This is a genomic window from Pseudoxanthomonas daejeonensis (assembly GCF_022637495.1).
Classification (GTDB): Bacteria; Pseudomonadota; Gammaproteobacteria; order Xanthomonadales; family Xanthomonadaceae; genus Pseudoxanthomonas; species Pseudoxanthomonas daejeonensis.
In genome coordinates this window covers 752,033-768,156 of sequence record NZ_CP093331.1, presented here as the reverse complement: position 1 = coordinate 768,156, position 16,124 = coordinate 752,033, and the positions used below count along the sequence as shown (strand labels likewise).

15 protein-coding genes and 1 tRNA gene are annotated in these 16,124 nt (G+C 69.8%); 7 read left to right on the top strand and 9 right to left on the bottom strand.

Annotation, left to right across the window (positions count from 1 at the left end; translation table 11 throughout):
- Nucleotides 1-70: 70 nt before the first annotated feature.
- Both MNQ95_RS03590 and MNQ95_RS03585 read left to right on the top strand, forming a co-directional pair.
- A complete protein-coding gene (locus tag MNQ95_RS03590; protein WP_425605703.1) occupies nucleotides 71-1,576 on the top strand; it encodes an alanine/glycine:cation symporter family protein in 1,506 nt (501 codons plus the stop codon).
- A gap of 1 nt (nucleotide 1,577) precedes the next feature.
- A complete protein-coding gene (locus MNQ95_RS03585) occupies nucleotides 1,578-2,522 on the top strand; it encodes a TrmH family RNA methyltransferase (RefSeq protein WP_162409657.1) in 945 nt (314 codons plus the stop codon).
- Between the two features lie 139 nt (nucleotides 2,523-2,661).
- On the opposite strand, the gene MNQ95_RS03580 is transcribed toward MNQ95_RS03585, so the two are convergent.
- The 5 genes from MNQ95_RS03580 to MNQ95_RS03560 all read right to left on the bottom strand — a co-directional run bounded on the left by MNQ95_RS03580 (nucleotide 2,662) and on the right by MNQ95_RS03560 (nucleotide 7,843).
- Nucleotides 2,662-4,689 (bottom strand): glycoside hydrolase family 97 protein, encoded by a 2,028-nt coding sequence (locus MNQ95_RS03580; protein ID WP_425605702.1) that lies wholly within the window; start codon nucleotides 4,687-4,689, stop codon nucleotides 2,662-2,664.
- A gap of 108 nt (nucleotides 4,690-4,797) precedes the next feature.
- Entirely contained in the window at nucleotides 4,798-6,213 is a 1,416-nt protein-coding gene (locus MNQ95_RS03575; RefSeq protein ID WP_241953829.1) for a M28 family peptidase, read from the bottom strand.
- An 87-nt stretch (nucleotides 6,214-6,300) separates the two neighbouring features.
- Nucleotides 6,301-6,705: a large-conductance mechanosensitive channel protein MscL gene (gene mscL, locus MNQ95_RS03570; protein ID WP_241953828.1), complete on the bottom strand. Its 405-nt coding sequence runs from the start codon at nucleotides 6,703-6,705 to the stop codon at nucleotides 6,301-6,303.
- A 72-nt stretch (nucleotides 6,706-6,777) separates the two neighbouring features.
- Entirely contained in the window at nucleotides 6,778-7,485 is a 708-nt protein-coding gene (locus MNQ95_RS03565) for a fumarylacetoacetate hydrolase family protein (RefSeq protein WP_241954346.1), read from the bottom strand.
- A 76-nt stretch (nucleotides 7,486-7,561) separates the two neighbouring features.
- Complete coding sequence (locus tag MNQ95_RS03560) at nucleotides 7,562-7,843, bottom strand: hypothetical protein (protein ID WP_241953827.1); 282 nt, start codon at nucleotides 7,841-7,843, stop codon at nucleotides 7,562-7,564.
- 64 nt (nucleotides 7,844-7,907) lie between these two features.
- Between MNQ95_RS03560 and MNQ95_RS03555 the strand changes: the two genes are divergently transcribed.
- On the top strand, nucleotides 7,908-8,264 hold the full coding sequence (locus MNQ95_RS03555; RefSeq protein ID WP_241954345.1) for a Rieske (2Fe-2S) protein: 357 nt from the start codon (nucleotides 7,908-7,910) through the stop codon (nucleotides 8,262-8,264).
- 14 nt (nucleotides 8,265-8,278) lie between these two features.
- Here MNQ95_RS03555 and MNQ95_RS03550 read toward each other — a convergent pair whose 3' ends face one another.
- The 4 genes from MNQ95_RS03550 to thiS form a co-directional block, all read right to left on the bottom strand.
- Nucleotides 8,279-10,138 (bottom strand): SLC13 family permease, encoded by a 1,860-nt coding sequence (locus MNQ95_RS03550; protein ID WP_162409643.1) that lies wholly within the window; start codon nucleotides 10,136-10,138, stop codon nucleotides 8,279-8,281.
- Nucleotides 10,139-10,233: 95 nt separating this feature from the next.
- Nucleotides 10,234-11,025 carry a tRNA (guanosine(46)-N7)-methyltransferase TrmB gene (gene trmB, locus MNQ95_RS03545; RefSeq protein ID WP_162409641.1) on the bottom strand — a complete coding sequence of 264 codons (792 nt, stop codon included), beginning with the start codon at nucleotides 11,023-11,025 and terminating at the stop codon, nucleotides 10,234-10,236.
- Nucleotide 11,026: 1 nt separating this feature from the next.
- Entirely contained in the window at nucleotides 11,027-11,821 is a 795-nt protein-coding gene (locus MNQ95_RS03540) for a thiazole synthase (RefSeq protein WP_241953826.1), read from the bottom strand.
- A 248-nt stretch (nucleotides 11,822-12,069) separates the two neighbouring features.
- Complete coding sequence (thiS, locus tag MNQ95_RS03535) at nucleotides 12,070-12,270, bottom strand: sulfur carrier protein ThiS (protein WP_162409637.1); 201 nt, start codon at nucleotides 12,268-12,270, stop codon at nucleotides 12,070-12,072.
- A 144-nt stretch (nucleotides 12,271-12,414) separates the two neighbouring features.
- Between thiS and MNQ95_RS03530 the strand changes: the two genes are divergently transcribed.
- From MNQ95_RS03530 to MNQ95_RS03515, 4 genes are all read left to right on the top strand, one after another.
- Nucleotides 12,415-14,211 carry an autotransporter outer membrane beta-barrel domain-containing protein gene (locus MNQ95_RS03530; RefSeq protein ID WP_241953825.1) on the top strand — a complete coding sequence of 599 codons (1,797 nt, stop codon included), beginning with the start codon at nucleotides 12,415-12,417 and terminating at the stop codon, nucleotides 14,209-14,211.
- An 89-nt stretch (nucleotides 14,212-14,300) separates the two neighbouring features.
- Nucleotides 14,301-14,374, top strand: a tRNA-Gly gene (locus MNQ95_RS03525).
- A gap of 73 nt (nucleotides 14,375-14,447) precedes the next feature.
- A complete protein-coding gene (gene rimK, locus MNQ95_RS03520; RefSeq protein WP_162409633.1) occupies nucleotides 14,448-15,317 on the top strand; it encodes a 30S ribosomal protein S6--L-glutamate ligase in 870 nt (289 codons plus the stop codon).
- Between the two features lie 314 nt (nucleotides 15,318-15,631).
- Nucleotides 15,632-16,120 (top strand): hypothetical protein, encoded by a 489-nt coding sequence (locus MNQ95_RS03515; protein ID WP_162409631.1) that lies wholly within the window; start codon nucleotides 15,632-15,634, stop codon nucleotides 16,118-16,120.
- Nucleotides 16,121-16,124 lie beyond the last annotated feature (4 nt).

Here is a 16,124-nt window from a genome sequence, read left to right as displayed (position 1 = left end):
GGTATCTTTCAGGCACCGGGCGGCGTTGCACGCCACCCTCCCTTTCCCGCGACACGACGGCCGGAGACCCATGCCCGTGGAAGCCTTTTTTGTCTGGTTGAACGGCATCATCTGGAGCAACGCGCTGATCGCGCTGTGCCTGGGCGCCGGCCTGTGGTTCTCGTTCCGCACCCGCTTCATGCAGGTGCGCGGCTTCGCCGAGATGTGCCGGCTCACCGTGTCCGGGCAGAAGTCCGAGGCTGGCGTGTCCTCGTTCCAGGCCCTGGCCATCTCCATGGCCGGGCGCATGGGCATCGGCAACATCGCCGGCGTGGCCACCGCGATCGCCTATGGCGGCCCGGGGGCGGTGTTCTGGATGTGGGTGATGGGCTTCCTCGGCGCCTCGACTTCGTACATCGAGTGCACCCTGGCCCAGATCTACAAGGAGAAGGACGCCGAGGGGCGCTACCGCGGCGGGCCGGCCTACTACATCGAGAAGGCCATGGGCCTGAAGTGGTACGCGGTGGCGTTCGCCATCGCCACCGTGGTCGCCGCGGGCCTGCTGCTGCCAGGCGTGCAGGCCAATGCCATTGCCGACAGCGCCACCAACGTGCTGTGCGGCATCGACGGCTGCACGGCGGTCGGCGGGACCGGCGCGATGAAGCTGTGGATCGGCCTGGGCGTGGCCGCGATGCTGGCGGTCATCATTTTCGGCGGCATCAAGCGCATCGCCACCTTCGCCGAGGTCGTGGTCCCGTTCATGGCCCTGGCCTTCATCCTGATGGCGGTGATCGTGATGGTCGCCAACGCCGACAAGGTGCCGGCGATGTTCGCCGACATCTTCTCCAGCGCGTTCGGCGGGCACGCCGCGTTCGGCGCGATCGTGGGGCAGGCGGTGGCCTGGGGCGTCAAGCGCGGCATCTACGCCAACGAAGCCGGCCAGGGCACCGGCCCGCACGCCGCCGCGGCCGCCGAGGTCTCGCACCCGGCCAAGCAGGGCTACGTGCAGGCGTTCGCGATCTACTTCGACACCATGCTGGTGTGCACCTCGACCGCGTTCCTGCTGCTGTCCACCGGCATGTACAACACCTTCAAGACGGTCACCCAGGACGGCAAGGAAACCCTGGTGGAGATCTTCAGCGGCGTGCCGGGCGTGCAGCCTTCGGAAGGCGCGCAGTTCACCCAGGCGGCCGTGGAATCGGTGCTGCCCGGCTGGGGCGCGGGCTTCGTGGCGCTGGCGCTGTTCTTCTTCGCCTTCACCACGATCATGGCCTATTACTACATGGCCGAAACCAACCTCACCTACCTGGCCGGCGTGAAGAAGACCCACCCGCTGGCCACGCTGCTGCTGCGGCTGGGCATCGTGGGCATGGTGGTGTTCGGCGCGTACCACAACGCGGCCATGGCCTGGACCCTGGGCGACATCGGCGTGGGCCTGATGGCGTGGCTGAACATCGTCGCCATCCTGATCCTGCAGAAGCCGGCTTTGCTGGCGCTGCGCGACTACGAGCGGCAGAAGAAGATGGGCCTGGACCCGACCTTCGATCCGGAGGCGCTGGGCATCCGCAACGCCGGCTTCTGGAACAGGCGCGGCTGACATGGCCGGCCCCTGGGACAACCGTCCGCCGCGCCGGCCTGCGCCGCCGCGCGGACCGCGTGGGCCGGACGATCGTGCCGGGCCGTCGTCGAACCCGCGGCTATCGGCCGCAGCTGTGCCTGCGCCGACGCGCGATGCGCCGGTGCATGCGACGGCAGGAGCGGGCGAACCGGCGCACGGTGCGCACGAGCGCGGCGGCAGCGGACATGCGACGCGCCGCGAGGAGCTCCGGCTCTACGGACTCAACGCGGTGCAGGCAGTGTTCGACCGCCGGCCCGAGGCGATCCGCAAGGTCTATCTGGCGCAGTCGCGCATCCACGCGCTCAAGCCTTTGCTGGCCTGGTGCGTGAAGCACCGGGTCGGCTACCGCGTGGTGGAGGAGGAAGACCTCGACCGCCTCGCGGCCAGCTCGCACCACGAGGGCGTGGTCGCCGACGTGCAGCGGATCGAGCCATTGCCGCTGGAGGCCTGGTTGCGCGGCCTGGCGCCCGGTGCGCCGGCACTGGCGATCTGGCTGGACGGCGTCGGCAATCCGCACAACTTCGGCGCGATCCTGCGTTCGGCCGCGCATTTCGGGGCGGCGGTATTGCTGCCGGCGCGCTCGCCGCTGGCGCTTTCAGGCGCGGCCGCGCGCGTGGCCGAAGGCGGCGCCGAGGCGGTCACCCTGGTGCGGTTGCCCGATGCCGCTGCGGCCTTCGCGCCACTGCGTGCGGCCGGATTCGCGATGGCGGCCACCCTGGTGCGCGGGGGCGACGACCTGTTCGGCGCGCGCCTTCCGCAGCGGCTGGTCTACGTGATGGGGGCCGAGGGCGAAGGCATGGATCCCGCACTGGCCGCCGCCTGCGAGTTGCGCCTGTCGATCCCCGGCACCGGAGCGGTGGAGAGCCTCAACGTGGCCGCCGCCACGGCGGTGTTCCTGTCACGGTGGGCGGCCCGTTCTATCTAGGCCGTTGCGTGCGGGCGCCGGCGTGGCCGCCACCCGGACCGCTTGCGCATGCGCGAGGTACTGGCCGCCGCGAGGTTGCGATCGCGGTCGGGCACTCGCCTGCAATCCGCTGCAGTCCCGCGGGGCGGCCAGTGAAACCTCAGCGTGCGCTGCCGGCGATCCGCGGCGCGGGTGGCACCAGATGCACCGCCGCGCCGCCGCCGCCGGACAGCTCCAACTTCAGCGTGCGGTTGGCCGCATCGATGCGTCGCTCCTCGCGCCGCACGTCGGTCGCCGCGGCGCCGTCGCGCCACAGCGTGGCCTGGTAGTCGGCGGCAGGCAGGAAGTCCAGCGGCACTTCGAGCGTGCGCGGGGACTCATTGGTCATCGCGCCGATGTACCAGTCACGGCCACTGCGCCTTGCCACCACGATGTACTCGCCGATCTCCCCGGCCAGCACGCGCGTCTCGTCCCAGGTCGCCGGCACGATCGACAGGAAGTCTGCACCGGGCGCCAGGCCGCCAGCTTCGCCCACGTATACGTCAGGGCTGTCGGCCACCATCTGCAGCGCGCTTTCGTAGACCACGAACATCGCCAGCTGGTGCGCGCGCGTGCCCATGACCTGCGGGCCGACGAACGACTTCTGGAATTGCGCCGGGGCGACGTTGCGGAAACCGCCCGGGGTGTAGTCCATCGGACCCAGCAGCATGCGGGTGAACGGCAGGGTCACGTTGTGCGTGGGCGTGATGCGCCGGCTCCACTTGTTGTATTCCGCGCCGAGCACGCCCTCCTGGGTGAGGAAGTTCGGCCAGGTGCGGTTGAGGCCGGTCGGGCGGTAGGCGCCATGCAGGTCGAGCATCAGCCGGTGTTCGGCGGCGCTGGCCATCATGCGGTGGAAGAACTCGACCATCTCCTGGTCGTCGCGGTCCATGAAGTCGACCTTGACGCCCTGGATGCCCATGTCGCGGTAGGCCGCGAACACCGCATCCATGCGCGGCTCCAGCGACTTCCAGTGCGCCCACAGCCAGATGCCGACACCGCGTTCGCGCGCATAGGCGACCAGCGCGGGCAGGTCCAGCTGCGGAACCGGGCGCAGGATGTCGGCGTCCGGGTTGTAGGCGCCGTTGCCGAGGCTGCCCACGTACCAGCCGTCGTCGATCAGCATGTACTCCAGCTTCAGCGCCGCGGCGTGGTCGATGTAACGCTTGATGGTCGCGGTGTTCATGCCGGGGTCGGGTACATCCGGGGCGAGGCCGCCGGACCACCAGTCCCAGGCGGTCTTGCCCGGGCGGATCCAGGAGGTGTCCTTGATCGGCGTGGGCGGATTGAGGCTGGAGACGAGGTTGGATTCGACGAGCGCACCGGGACTGTCGCCGAGCATCAGCACGCGCCAGGGGGTCAGGTGGCCTTCGGGGGCGACCTGCGCGCGCGGCAGGCGCACCGCGATGCTGCGCTCGTCCAGGCGCGGAGACAGGCGCGCTTCCACGCCCAGGCGTCCATCGCCGCGGCCGCTGAGGTACAGGCCGGCGAAACGGTCCAGGTCCGCTTCGGCGATGGCGAAGCTGGCTTCGCCGTCGCCGGTCCGGCAGACCAGCGGCAGTTCGATCAGATGCATCGGCCGCAGCTTGGCGGCGGCGAACCGGTCGTACTCGCCTTCGTGGCTGGTGCCGAAGGTGCCGAGGTTGAGCATCCAGCACGCGTAGTCGCGCGGAAACAGGAAACCGGTCAGGTCTTCCTTCACCACCAGGTCGCCCTTGGCCGGCAACGGCACGCGGTAGCGAAGCGCGATGCCATCGTCGTAGGCACGCAGGATCACGCCCAGCCTGCGGCCGCCGGCGTCGGCCAGGTCCACTTCCATCTGCCGGTAATGGTCGCGCACCTGGCTGGCCTTGCCGGCGACCAGCGCGTAGGTGCTGTCGTGGCTGCCGTGGCGCACGTCGACGACGCGCAGCCCGCGATCGAGGCGGTCATCCGGTCCGAGCTGCAGGCCCAGCGGCGAGGGCAGCAGCACCTGCGTGCCGTTCCACTCCACCGAGTACAAGGCCTGGCCTTCGCCATCCAGCGACAGCGCGACTGTGGCCTGGCCCCCGGGTGACTGCAGCTGCAGTGGCGCGGCGGTTGCCGCTTCGCCCCGCGGAGCGAAAGCCAGCATGGCGACGATCAGCACGAGAGCACGGCTTCCAGGCATTCCGGTATCCCCTCCAGGACAGGCCCCGGAGGTTAAACCGCAGGCGTGCCGCGTGTCTGGAATACCAAGGCGGCGCAGGTGGCATATGCGACCTGCGCGCGTTCCGGGTCAGGGCGCCTTCGTCTCCGCCTTCACTGTGCTGCCGAAATCGCCCTCGGCTTCGGCGGCGAGATACGCGAACACTGCATAGGCGGCTACGTTCTGCGCCAGTGCCGCCGGATCGATCTTGTCGAGGGTGTCGTCGGCGGTGTGGTGCAGGTCGAAGTAGTCGCTGCCGTCTTGCGCCAGCCAGGCCCACGTCGTGCCCTTGGCCGAAAGCGGGCCGATGTCGGGGCCAGCGCCGCCCTTGCCGGGTGCGTACTCGATGCCCAGCGGCGCCAGCGCTTCGGCGATCTGCTGCGTCGCCGCGCGCGCATGTTCCGGTGCGCCGGTGTTGAAGGCGTAGATGCGACCCGCGCCGAAGTCGCTCTCGGCGGCAAGCTGGTGGCGGGCAGCGTCGGCCGCATGCGCCGCCGCGTACGCCTTGCCGCCATGCAGGCCTTGTTCCTCGTTGGCGAAGGCGACCACGCGGATGCTGCGCGCCGGGCGCCTGGGCATCTGCGCGATGAGCTTCGCCGCGGCCATGGTGATGCCGATGCCGGCCGCGTCGTCGATCGCACCGGTACCCAGGTCCCAGGAATCCAGGTGGCCGCCGATCAGTACGACTTCCTTCGGCTTGCCGCGCCCGGTCATTTCGCCGATGACATTCTGCGAGGTGTATTCGCCGTCCCAGCCCGCGTCGATCGCCAGGCGGACCTTGACCGGGCCGCGCGCGGCCAGGCGCGCGAGCTGGTCGGCATCGGGAATGCTCAGCGCGGCCGACGGCACCGGCGTCAGTCCCGCGTCATAACGGGTGATGCCGGTGTGCGGCACGCGGTGGTTGTCGGTGCCGGCCGAGCGCATCAGGAAACCGCTGGCGCCCTTGCGGATCGCCGCCGACGGACCCCTGGAGCGCACCGCGCTGCCCTTGCCGTAGCCGCTGCCATCGCGCGACGCCGGCATCTGGTAATCCACGAACGCGATCCTGCCGACCAGCGAACCCTCGGCCGCCGCTTCCAGCGCGGCCAGGTCGGCGAAGTGCACGACCTCGCCCTCGACGGTGCCGCCGGGGCTTCCGCCCAGGGCGGTGATCGCCAGCGGCTGTGCATGCGGACCCAGCACCGCTGCGCTCTCGCTGCGGCGCTCCCACTTCGGGAAGGTCACCGGCTCGGTCCAGACCTTGTCGAAGCCCAGCTCGCGGAACTTGGCCTTGGCCCATTCCACCGCGCGCGCGTCCGCTTCGCTGCCGGCCAGGCGCGGTCCGACTTCCGTGGTCAGCGACTCGGTGACCTTCCAGCCGGTGTCGTCGGCCAGGGCGCGCTCGCGCAGCTGCGCGGCCTGCTCCAGTGCCCTGGCGGGAATGCGGGTTTCGCTGGCGGCGTTCGCGGAACCGACGAAGAACAGGGCAAGGGCCAGCGGGGCGGCGGCACGCAGGGCAGGGCGCATACGGACTCCAGGAGACAATCCGTCGAGCCTAGCAAACAGTGGCGGCGCGCTCCCGTGCGCATGGTCACGGGAGCGGCAGGCCCCGGCTCAGCGCTTGAGCGAGTCGCGGATCTCGCGCAGCAGCAGCACCTCGTCGGTCGGGCCCGGCGGTGGCGGGGCTTCGCGGCGCGAGATGCGGTTGATCGCCTTGACCACCATGAAGATGGCGAAGGCCACGATGATGAACTGGACGATCGCGTTGAGGAATTCGCCGACGCCGATGCCCACCGCCGGCACCACGTTGCCCGCGGCGTCCACGCTGGCTTCCTTCAGCACCCACACCCATTTGGAGAAGTCGACCCCGCCCAGCAGCAGGCCGATCGGAGGCATGATCACCTTCTCCACCAGCGCGGTGACGATCTTGCCGAACGCGGCGCCGATGACCACGCCCACGGCGAGGTCGATCACGTTGCCGCGCATGGCAAATTCCTTGAACTCGCTCAACATGCCCATGCCTGTCTCCTGGTGTGCGGCACCCGGCGCGGGTGCGGTCCTAAGCCTAACCCGGCCACGGTCGCCGGTGGTTCAGTCGATCCTGCCACGCAGCGTGGCGATGCCATCCAGCGATGCCTCGAAACCGTCGCCCGGCTGCAACGCGGCCACGCCGGCCGGCGTGCCCATGAACACCAGGTCGCCTGCGCGCAGCGCATAGAGTTTCGACAGTTCGTGCAGGATGTCCGCAACATCCCAGATCAGGTCCGTCAGTGGCGCCTGTTGGCGCAGTTCGCCGTTCACGCGCAGCCACAGCGAGCGCGTGTCGATGTCGCCGGCCTCGGCGGCGGGGACCAGTGGGCCGATGGGCGCCGAATGATCGAAACCCTTGGCCGTATCCCAGGGCAGGCCCTTGGCCTTGGCCGCGGCCTGCAGGTCGCGCCGGGTCAGGTCCAGGCCGACGGTGTAGCCGAACACCAGCGCCGGTGCCTGCTCCAGCGGCAGCACGCCGGCAGGCGCGTCGCGGCCGATCGCCACCACCAGTTCGACTTCGTGGTGCAGGTCGGAAGTGCCGCTGGGATAGGGCACGACCTCGTCGATGACGATGGCATCGGCCGGCTTCATGAAGAACACCGGCACGCCGCGTTCGGCCTTCGATGCCGGTGCGGTGGCGCCCATCTCGCGGGCGTGGTCGGCGAAGTTGCGGCCGACGCAATAGATGCGCCGCACGGGAAAATTGCCGCCCCCACGCACCGGGACCCGCGGTACGGCGGGGGCACGGATCACGTCGGTGGGGTGCAGGTCGGTGGGGTGCGCGTCTGTCACGGTTCGGCCCGGCTTGTTGGGGCCTTGCAGTCTACGCGGCGCGGCGCGGCGGTCAGCGCGGCGCGGGCAGCTCGGACTTGCGCACGACGCGGTACTCCGCATCGACGACCTGGGTCGGGGAGGCCGGGCGCGCCGGGCTACGGCGCAGCAGTCGCCAGGCCAGTCCGACGGCAAGCATCGCCGCGCCGACGAACAGGCCGAAGAACACCAGCATTGCAAGCAGTGCCAGGCCGACCACGCCCAGCACGGCGCGCAGCAGCGGCGTGCGCGGCTTGCGCGGGGAGAAGAACGCGTTGAGGTGGGCGGAGTCGAAGCGGAAAGAACGGGCGTGCATGCGATTTCACGTGCCAGAATGACGGCCAGTGCGAAGTATCGGCGTGTGCGTCGGCGAGGTTGTGATGGGTTCGTTAAATTCCGAACCACTGCTCAGTCTTGACGGGCTGGCCGATGGGGCGCTGGTCGAGGCCGAAGCGAGGCTGGGCGACGATTCCGAGTCCCTGGTCATCCATCGCCAGGGTGATGTCGTCCGCGCCTGGCTGAATGTGTGCCCACATGCCGGCCGCCGCCTGGACTGGGCGCCCGGCCAGTTCCTGAAGAGTCGCGAGGGACTGCTGGTCTGTGCCGCGCACGGCGCATCGTTCGAGCTCGAAGGCGGCCAGTGCGTGGCGGGGCCCTGCCGCGGCGATGCATTGCGCGCTGTGGCGGTGGAGGTGCGCGAGGGCCAGGTCTGGCTTGTGGGTGCCGCGGACGCCTGATCAGGTGGTGGCGTTCAACGCGCGCCCCAGAACATCAGGTTGACCACGGTCACCGCGACCACGGTATAGATCAGCGACAGCGGCGCGCCGACGCGCCACAGTTCCCGTGCCGAATAGTTGGCCGGGCCGGTGATCATCGACATCACCGGATTGGACGCGGTCATCAGGTTGTTGGAGGCCGACAGCGCGGCGATCAGGGCGAACGCGGTGGGATTGCCGCCCACCGCCAGGGCCAGGTTGATCGCGATGGGGACCATCACGATGGTCGCGCCGACATGGCTGATCACCAGCGAGAACGCGGTGGTCAATATCGCCAGCACGATCTGCAGCGCCCAGGGCGGCATGCCGTCGGGCAACTTGTCCAGGGTGTGGCCGGCGACCCAGGCGGCCGCGCCGCTGCTGTCCATCGCCCAGCCCAGCGGGATCAGGCCGGCGGTGAGGAACACCGTCTTCCAGTTGATCGCCGCGTAGGCCTCGTCCATCTTCAGGACGCCCGCCAGCAGCATGCCGGCCACGCCGGTCATCAGGGTCAGCGCCACCGGCAGCTTCCCGGTCAGCGCGATGACGATGGTGATCGCGAAGATCCCCATGGCCAGCTTGAACTTGTGCGGGCGCTGCTCGCCCTTGGGGTAGTCGGTGACCACGGCGAAGTCGCGGCTTTCCGCCGCGCGCGCCAGGTCCTGCCAGATGCTGTGGAACACCAGCATGTCGCCGGCGCGCAACGTGGTCGAGCGCACGTCGTCGCGGATCACCTGCTTGTCGCGGTTGATCGCCAGCAGGCTGATCCCGGCCTGCTGGCGCAGGCGCAGCTCGCGCGCGCTCTTGCCGATGAAGCGCGAGGTCGGCGGCACCACCGCCTCGGAAATGCCCGCGCGCGCCGGATTGAACAGGTCGCCCAGGTTGCGCAGGCGCGAGGACATGCGCAGGAAGTGGTTCTGGGCGAAATCGTGGACCTGCTGGCGCGGGCCCATCACGCCCAGCACGCTGCCGACCCAGATGCGCATGTCCGCCGGCGGTGCCAGGCGCGTGTCGTTGCCGGATTTCAGCGCCAGCAGCAGCGGCGCATCGTGCATCGACTCGGCCTCGGCCACCGACATGCCCACCAGCGGGCTCTCGGCGCTGACCACCAGCTCGAACACGTCGCCCTCGATGCCGTAGGTGCGGGCGAAGTAGCTTTCGGTGCGCGCCGGGGTGACGTTCTCGCCGCCGCCATCCTCCAGTTCGGCCAGCTTGCGGTTGCCGTAGAAGCGGAAGTACAGCAGCGATGCGGCGAGCAGGACCACGCCCACCGGCGCGGGCGCGAACATCGGCAGCTGCTCGAGCGTGGCCATGCCCGAGGGCAGGTTGTTGTTGGCCGAGACCAGCAGGTCGTTGAGCAGGATCAGCGGCGAGTTGCCGACCATGGTCAGGGCCGCGCCCATGACGATGGCCGCCGCCAGTGGCAGCAGCAGCCGCGACATCGCCAGGCCGCTGCGCGAGGACAGCCGCGCGGCCACCGGCAGGTACAGCGCCATGACCGACGGGTTCTGCATGAAGGACGAATTGAGGCCCGCGATCAGCGTGGTCAGGGTCAGCAGCCGCTGTTCCTTGCCATGGCCGCGCCGCAGCAGCCAGCCGGCCAGCCGGTTGAGCGCGCCGGTGCGATCGAGCCCGGCGCCCAGGATCATGGTGGCCATGATGCTCATCACCGCGTTGCCGGAGAAGCCGCTGAAGATCTCCTCCGGCGGGATCAGGCCGGTGATGCCCAGGATGACCAGCACCACCAGCGCGACCAGGTCGGCGCGGATGCGCTCGAACAGGAACATGGCCATCGTGAACCCGACCAGCCCGAGCACCAGGCGCATGTCGTTGGTCAGGGTCAGGCCGGATTCCATTGCGCGCCGGTGTCCTTAGGGCGAAGCGGTGGCGGTGCGGTACGCGCGGCCGGCGGGTGCGGTCGAGCCTGGTCGGAGTTCGGGCGGCGCGGTGGTCATCGTGCTGGCGAGTCTAGCGCCGGCGCGCCGGCGTGATCCTCGATCCGGTCACGTTCGATGCGGTCGTACAGCAGGTCCCACACGCCGTGGCCGAGTTTCTCGCCGCGTCGCTGGAAGTGGGTTTCCGGCCGCCAGTCCGGACGCGGCACGTGGCCGCGCGGGCCGGCACGGTTGGCCAGCCCCGGGGTGGCGTCGAGCACGTCCCACATCTGCTCGGCGTAGTCGCGCCAGTCGGTGGCTGCATGCAAGCGGCCGCCGGGACGCAGCTTGCGCACCAACAGCGCGGCGAACTCCGGCTGGACCAGGCGGCGCTTGTTGTGGCGCTTCTTGTGCCACGGGTCGGGGAAGTAGATCCGGACCTCGTCGAGCGAACCGTCGGCGATCTCGTTCTGCAGCACCTCGACCGCATCGTGGTGGTAGAGGCGGACGTGCCCGCTGTCGTCGTCGGCCAGTGCGTTGAGCAGGCGGCCGACGCCCGGGGCATGTACTTCCAGGCCGATGTAGTCGCGCGACGGGTCCTGGCGCGCGGCGAAACGCAGCGCCTCGCCGTTGCCAAAACCAATTTCCAGCACCTTCGGCGCTGTGCGACCGAATACCGCATCCAGGTCGCGCGGCGTGCCGGTGTAGTCGAGGCCGAAGCGCGGCCAGCGGTCTTCGAACGCGCGCTGCTGGGCAGGGGTGAAGCGGCCCTGGCGAAGCACGAAACTGCGGATCTCGCGGCGGCCGTCGCCGGGGGTGTAGGGCTTGGGCGGGGCCTTGGCGCCGTCGCTGCTGAAGGGGTCGGTCATGTCAGCCGATCAAGCCGTCGACCGGCGAGGATGCGCTGGCGTAGCGCTTGCGCGGGATACGGCCGGCAAGGAACGCGTCGCGCCCGGCCTCGACCGCCTTGCGCATGGCGCCGGCCATCAGCACCGGGTCGCGCGCGCCGGCGATGGCGGTGTTCATCAGCACGCCGTCGCAGCCCAGTTCCATCGCGATCGCCGCATCGGAGGCGGTGCCCACGCCGGCGTCGACGATGATCGGCACCTTGGCGTTCTCGATGATCTCCAGCAGCGTGTAGCGGTTCTGGATGCCCAGGCCAGAGCCAATGGGCGCGGCCAGCGGCATCACCGCGCAGCAGCCGATCTGCTCGAGCTGCCGGGCCAGGATCGGGTCGTCGCTGGTGTAGACCATGACGTCGAAACCGTCGGCAACGAGCAGCTCGGCGGCCTTGAGCGTCTGCACCACGTCCGGGTACAGCGTGCGCTGGTCGCCGAGCACCTCGAGCTTGACCAGCGTATGGCCGTCGAGCAGTTCGCGCGCCAGCCGGCAGGTGCGCACCGCTTCTTCGGCGGTGTAGCAGCCGGCGGTGTTGGGCAGGATGGTGTAGCGGTCCGGCGGCAGGACGTCGAGCAGGTTGGGCTCGCCGGGGTTCTGGCCGATGTTGGTCCGGCGTATCGCCAGGGTGACGATCTCCGCGGCCGCGGCTTCGGTGGCGCGACGGGTCTCGTCGAGGTCCTTGAACTTGCCGGTGCCGGTCAGCAGGCGCGAGTGGTAGGTCCGGCCGGCGATGACCAGCGGATCATGTGCGGGGGTGTTTTCCATCGCGCGATTATGGACCGGTGGCGCCGTGGCCGGAACCGCCCGTGCATGCTTTGCCTGCGGATCCGTCCGGGTGACGGCATGCGAGGGCACGAACGGGTGTTGCGGCCATGCGAGCGACGCCCCGGCGCCGCGCCATCATGACTGCAGGCCGCAGTCGGGCTGCTGCGCGTCGGAACGTGCCCCGGCCTGGAGCTTTCGCGCCGGCGGGTGTGACCAGGGCGCGATCGCGCCGCGGAATTTCCCGTCGGCTAGCCGCCGCCGAGCGCGTGCACGATCTCGACCCGGTTGCCGGGCTCCAGCACCCGTGCCTCGTGCGCGCCACGCGGAACGATGTCGCCGTCGACCTCGACCGCGACCCGGCGCCCGGCCAGGCCCTCGGCCTGCAGCAGCCCCGCCACCGTCGTGCCGGGCGGAAGGGTGCGCGGCTCCCCGTTCAATGCGATGTCCATGGCCCATTGTCGCATCGCCCGCTCGCGGCATGCCGCAGCGCAGCGTGTGTGCCGGCCCGCTTGGGCGGACGATTGACCATTCGCAGCCGTACGCTGTAATGCCTTGCCCGCCCGGGCCTACCCAGATCCACAACAGGAGACTCCATGTCCGCTCCCCGTCCGCTCCGCTCGACGCTCGCCGTTGCCCTGGCCCTGGCGGCCGCTCCGGCCCTGGCGGGAGAGTTCGAAGGCGCCGTGTTCTTCGGTGACAGCCTCACCGATTCGGGCCACTTCCAGAACCAGCTGCCGGCCAACGTGCGCCCGATCACCGGCAAGTTCACCACCAACCCGGCCTGGGTCTGGGCCGAGTACCTGGCCGACCGCTACGACGGCAACGGCTTCACCGACAACCAGGGCGGCGACAATTACGCCCAGGGCGGTTCGCGGGTCACGGTGCAGAACGGCGCGGCCGAGTCGACGGTGTCGCAGGTCGGGCGCTACCTGGCCGCCAACGGCGGCAAGGCCAACCCCGACACCCTCTACACGGTGTGGACCGGCGCCAACGACCTGTTCGCGGTCGCCGCCGGCGCGCCGCCGCAGGCGACCCTCGCCACCGCGGTGGGCGGCGTCGTCCAGATCGTGGGCACGCTCGACGCCGCAGGCGCGCGCTACATCCTGGTGCCGAGCCTGCCGGACATGGGCATCACTCCGAACGCCATCGCTGCCGGCCCGGTGGCGCAGGCGACGCTGACCCAGCTGGCCACGACCTACAACACCTCCATGTACGGCGCACTGTCGCAGGCCGGCTACCGGGTGATCCCGCTGGACACCTTCAGCATGCTGCGCGAAGTGGTCGCCAGCCCGGTGACGTACGGCATGCGCAACGTCACCCAGACCGCCTGCCTTCCTCCGTCCGGCAGCTCGCTGACCTGCAACCCGTCCTCGCTGGTGGCGCCCGACGCGGCCAGTACGTACCTGTTCGCCGATGGCGTGCATCCCAGCGGCGCCGCGCACGCGATCCTGGCCGATTACGCCATCTCCGTACTTGAGGGCCCTCAACTGATCGGCGTCCTGCCGCACTCGGCCAAGGTCATCGGCCGCAGCCGCGCCGACCAGGTCGCCTACCACCTGCCGGAAGCGCCCGAAGCGGCCGGCCTGCGCTGGTGGGGCGGGCTGCGCGCCGACACCCAGCGCTACGACCATGCGGACCTCTACGACGGCATGGCCCCGGCCGGCCTGTTCGGCCTGGACTGGGCCAACGGCAACGGCATCGTCGCCGGCGGCTTCCTCGGCTATGGCCGCATGGATGCCGACTTCGGCGGCAACCGCGGCGACTTCGAGCAGGCCGATGCGACCTTCGGCGGCTTCCTCGGCTGGTACGGCGGGCGCAGCTGGGTCAACGCCCAGGCCAGCTACACCAGCCTGGACTACGACGTGACCCGCGACGTGCGCATGGGCCCGGCGATGCGCCGCCACAACGGTTCGACCGATGGCAGCAATACCGCGTTCGGCGTCAACGGCGGCTACGACTTCGGCGAGGGCGCGCTGCGCCATGGGCCGGTCGCCGGCCTGCTGTGGCAGAAGGTCGAGGTGGACGGCTTCAGCGAGGACAACCTGTCCTCCACCGCCCTGGCCTATTCGGACCAGACCCTGGACTCGCTGGTCGGCAGCCTCGGCTGGCAGGTGCGCTACGACGCCGGCAGCTGGACGCCTTACCTGCGCGCCACCTGGGACCATGAATTCGAGGATGCGCAGGAGGAGGTCTTCGCCCGCCTGCAGACCCTGCCCGACCAGGAGTACGCAGTGCCGGGCGTGGACTTCGATGGCGACTTCGGCACCGTGGTGCTGGGCGCGCGCTTCGGCCTGTTCGGGCTGGACGCCGATGCGGGCGTGCGCGCCAGCGCCGGCCAGGATGGCGGCAGCGACAGCGGCGTGTTCCTCAGCCTGGGCGGCAGTTTCTGATCCACCACAGCGGCCGGGTGCGCACCCCGCGTGCGTACCCGGCTGGCGTTGCACGGGCGCCCCGCGGGCGCATAGACTGCCGGTCATCCGCGGGTGTAGTTCAATGGTAGAACTGCAGCTTCCCAAGCTGCTAGCGTGGGTTCGATTCCCATCACCCGCTCCACACATGCCGATAGCGCCGCGGACAGATCCGCGGCGTTTCGCGTCCCAAAGGCATCGTTCACGGTGACGCGCCGATGAAGCTGGCGATCCTTTCCCGCAACGCCTCGCTGTATTCCACCCGCCGGCTGGTGGAAGCCGCGCGCGCGCGCCACCACAGCGTGCGCGTGCTGGATCCCCTGCGCTGTTACATGCGCATCGCGCCCGGCGGTTTCTCGATGCGCTACAAGGGCCGGCCGGTGACGGGCTACGACGTGGTGATCCCGCGGATCGGCACCTCGATCACCCGCTACGCCACCGCGGTGCTGCGCCAGTTCGAACTGATGGGCAGCTGGACGCCCAATCCGCCCGACGCGATCCTGCGAGCCCGCGACAAGCTGCGTACGCACCAGTTGCTGGCCGCGCAGGGGATCGGGTTGCCGACCACGGTGTTCGGCGACAACCCGGACGACACTGTCGACCTGCTCTCGCTGCTCGGGCCGCCACCGCACGTGGTCAAGCTCAACGAGGGCACCCAGGGCGCGGGAGTGATGCTGACCGAGAAGACCTCGGCCTCGCGCGCGGTGGTGGAGACCCTGCGCGGGCTTTACGCCAGCTTCCTGGTCCAGGAGTTCGTGGCCGAGGCCAATGGCGCCGACCTGCGCTGCTTCGTGGTCGGCGACCGGGTGGTGGCGGCGATGCGCCGGCAGGCGGCCGAGGGCGAATTCCGCTCGAACCTGCACCGGGGCGGCGAGGGCTTCCCGGCTGAAGCCAGCGCCGAGGAGCAGGCGGTGGCCGTGCGCTCGGCGCAGGCACTGGGGCTGGGCGTGGCCGGCGTCGACCTGATCCGTTCGACGCGGGGTCCGCTGGTCCTGGAGGTCAACTCGACCCCGGGCCTGGAGGGGGTCGAGGGGGCCTGCAAGGTGGACGTAGCCGGGGCCATCATCGACTACGTGTCTTCGAGATAATTCCTTTTATATCAGCAACATATGCTACTTGGCGTGGGTTGCCCCGGTCGTTGGGGCCTGCGCTTTAACACGGCTTTAATCGATTCCGGCTTAGGCTCCGTCGGACCGCAGCTCCATCGTCAGCCAGGGAACCAAGGTCCCCCGGTCGTCAATACGAGATACGGTAATCGGGGCAATCCTTTGGCCCAGGCGGTCTCCCCAGCCTGGGCCTTTTTGTATCCGTCCGCCGCCGTTTGCCCGGTTCCCGATCGGCAGGCAGAATCGGAATACGCCCGCGTCCTGGCGATTCCCAATCCCTCTCGTTGCGAGGTCCCATGTACAAGCTGCTCATGCTTTCCGCTCTCGCCCTGGCGCCGCTCGTGGCCAGTGCCAACATCCAGTCCCAGGGCGACGCGTTCTCGCCGGAGAAGGGGCTCGACCTGAGCAGCTCGTTCGAAGCCCAGCGCACCGCCATCGTGACCGCACTGGGCGACGGCAAGACCTACGCCGAGATCTCCCCCGACGACCGGCAGCGCGTGACTTCCTCGCTCAACCGCATCTCCGGCCTGCTCGGCGACGTGCAGAGCGTGAACCAGCTGCCGGCAGCGACCAAGGTCGAAGTGTTCAACGAGCAGGAGCTGGTCAACACGCTGCTGACCCAGGCCCGCGAGGACAGCCGCCTGGTGTGCACCCGCGAGAAGAAGGTCGGTTCCCACCGCGCCACCAACAGCTGCATGACCGTGGCCGAGCGCCGGCGCGCCCGCGAGGAAACCGAGCAGCAGCTCTCGAAGATGCGCCGCGTGCAGATGCCGGCCGCCAACTGAGTGT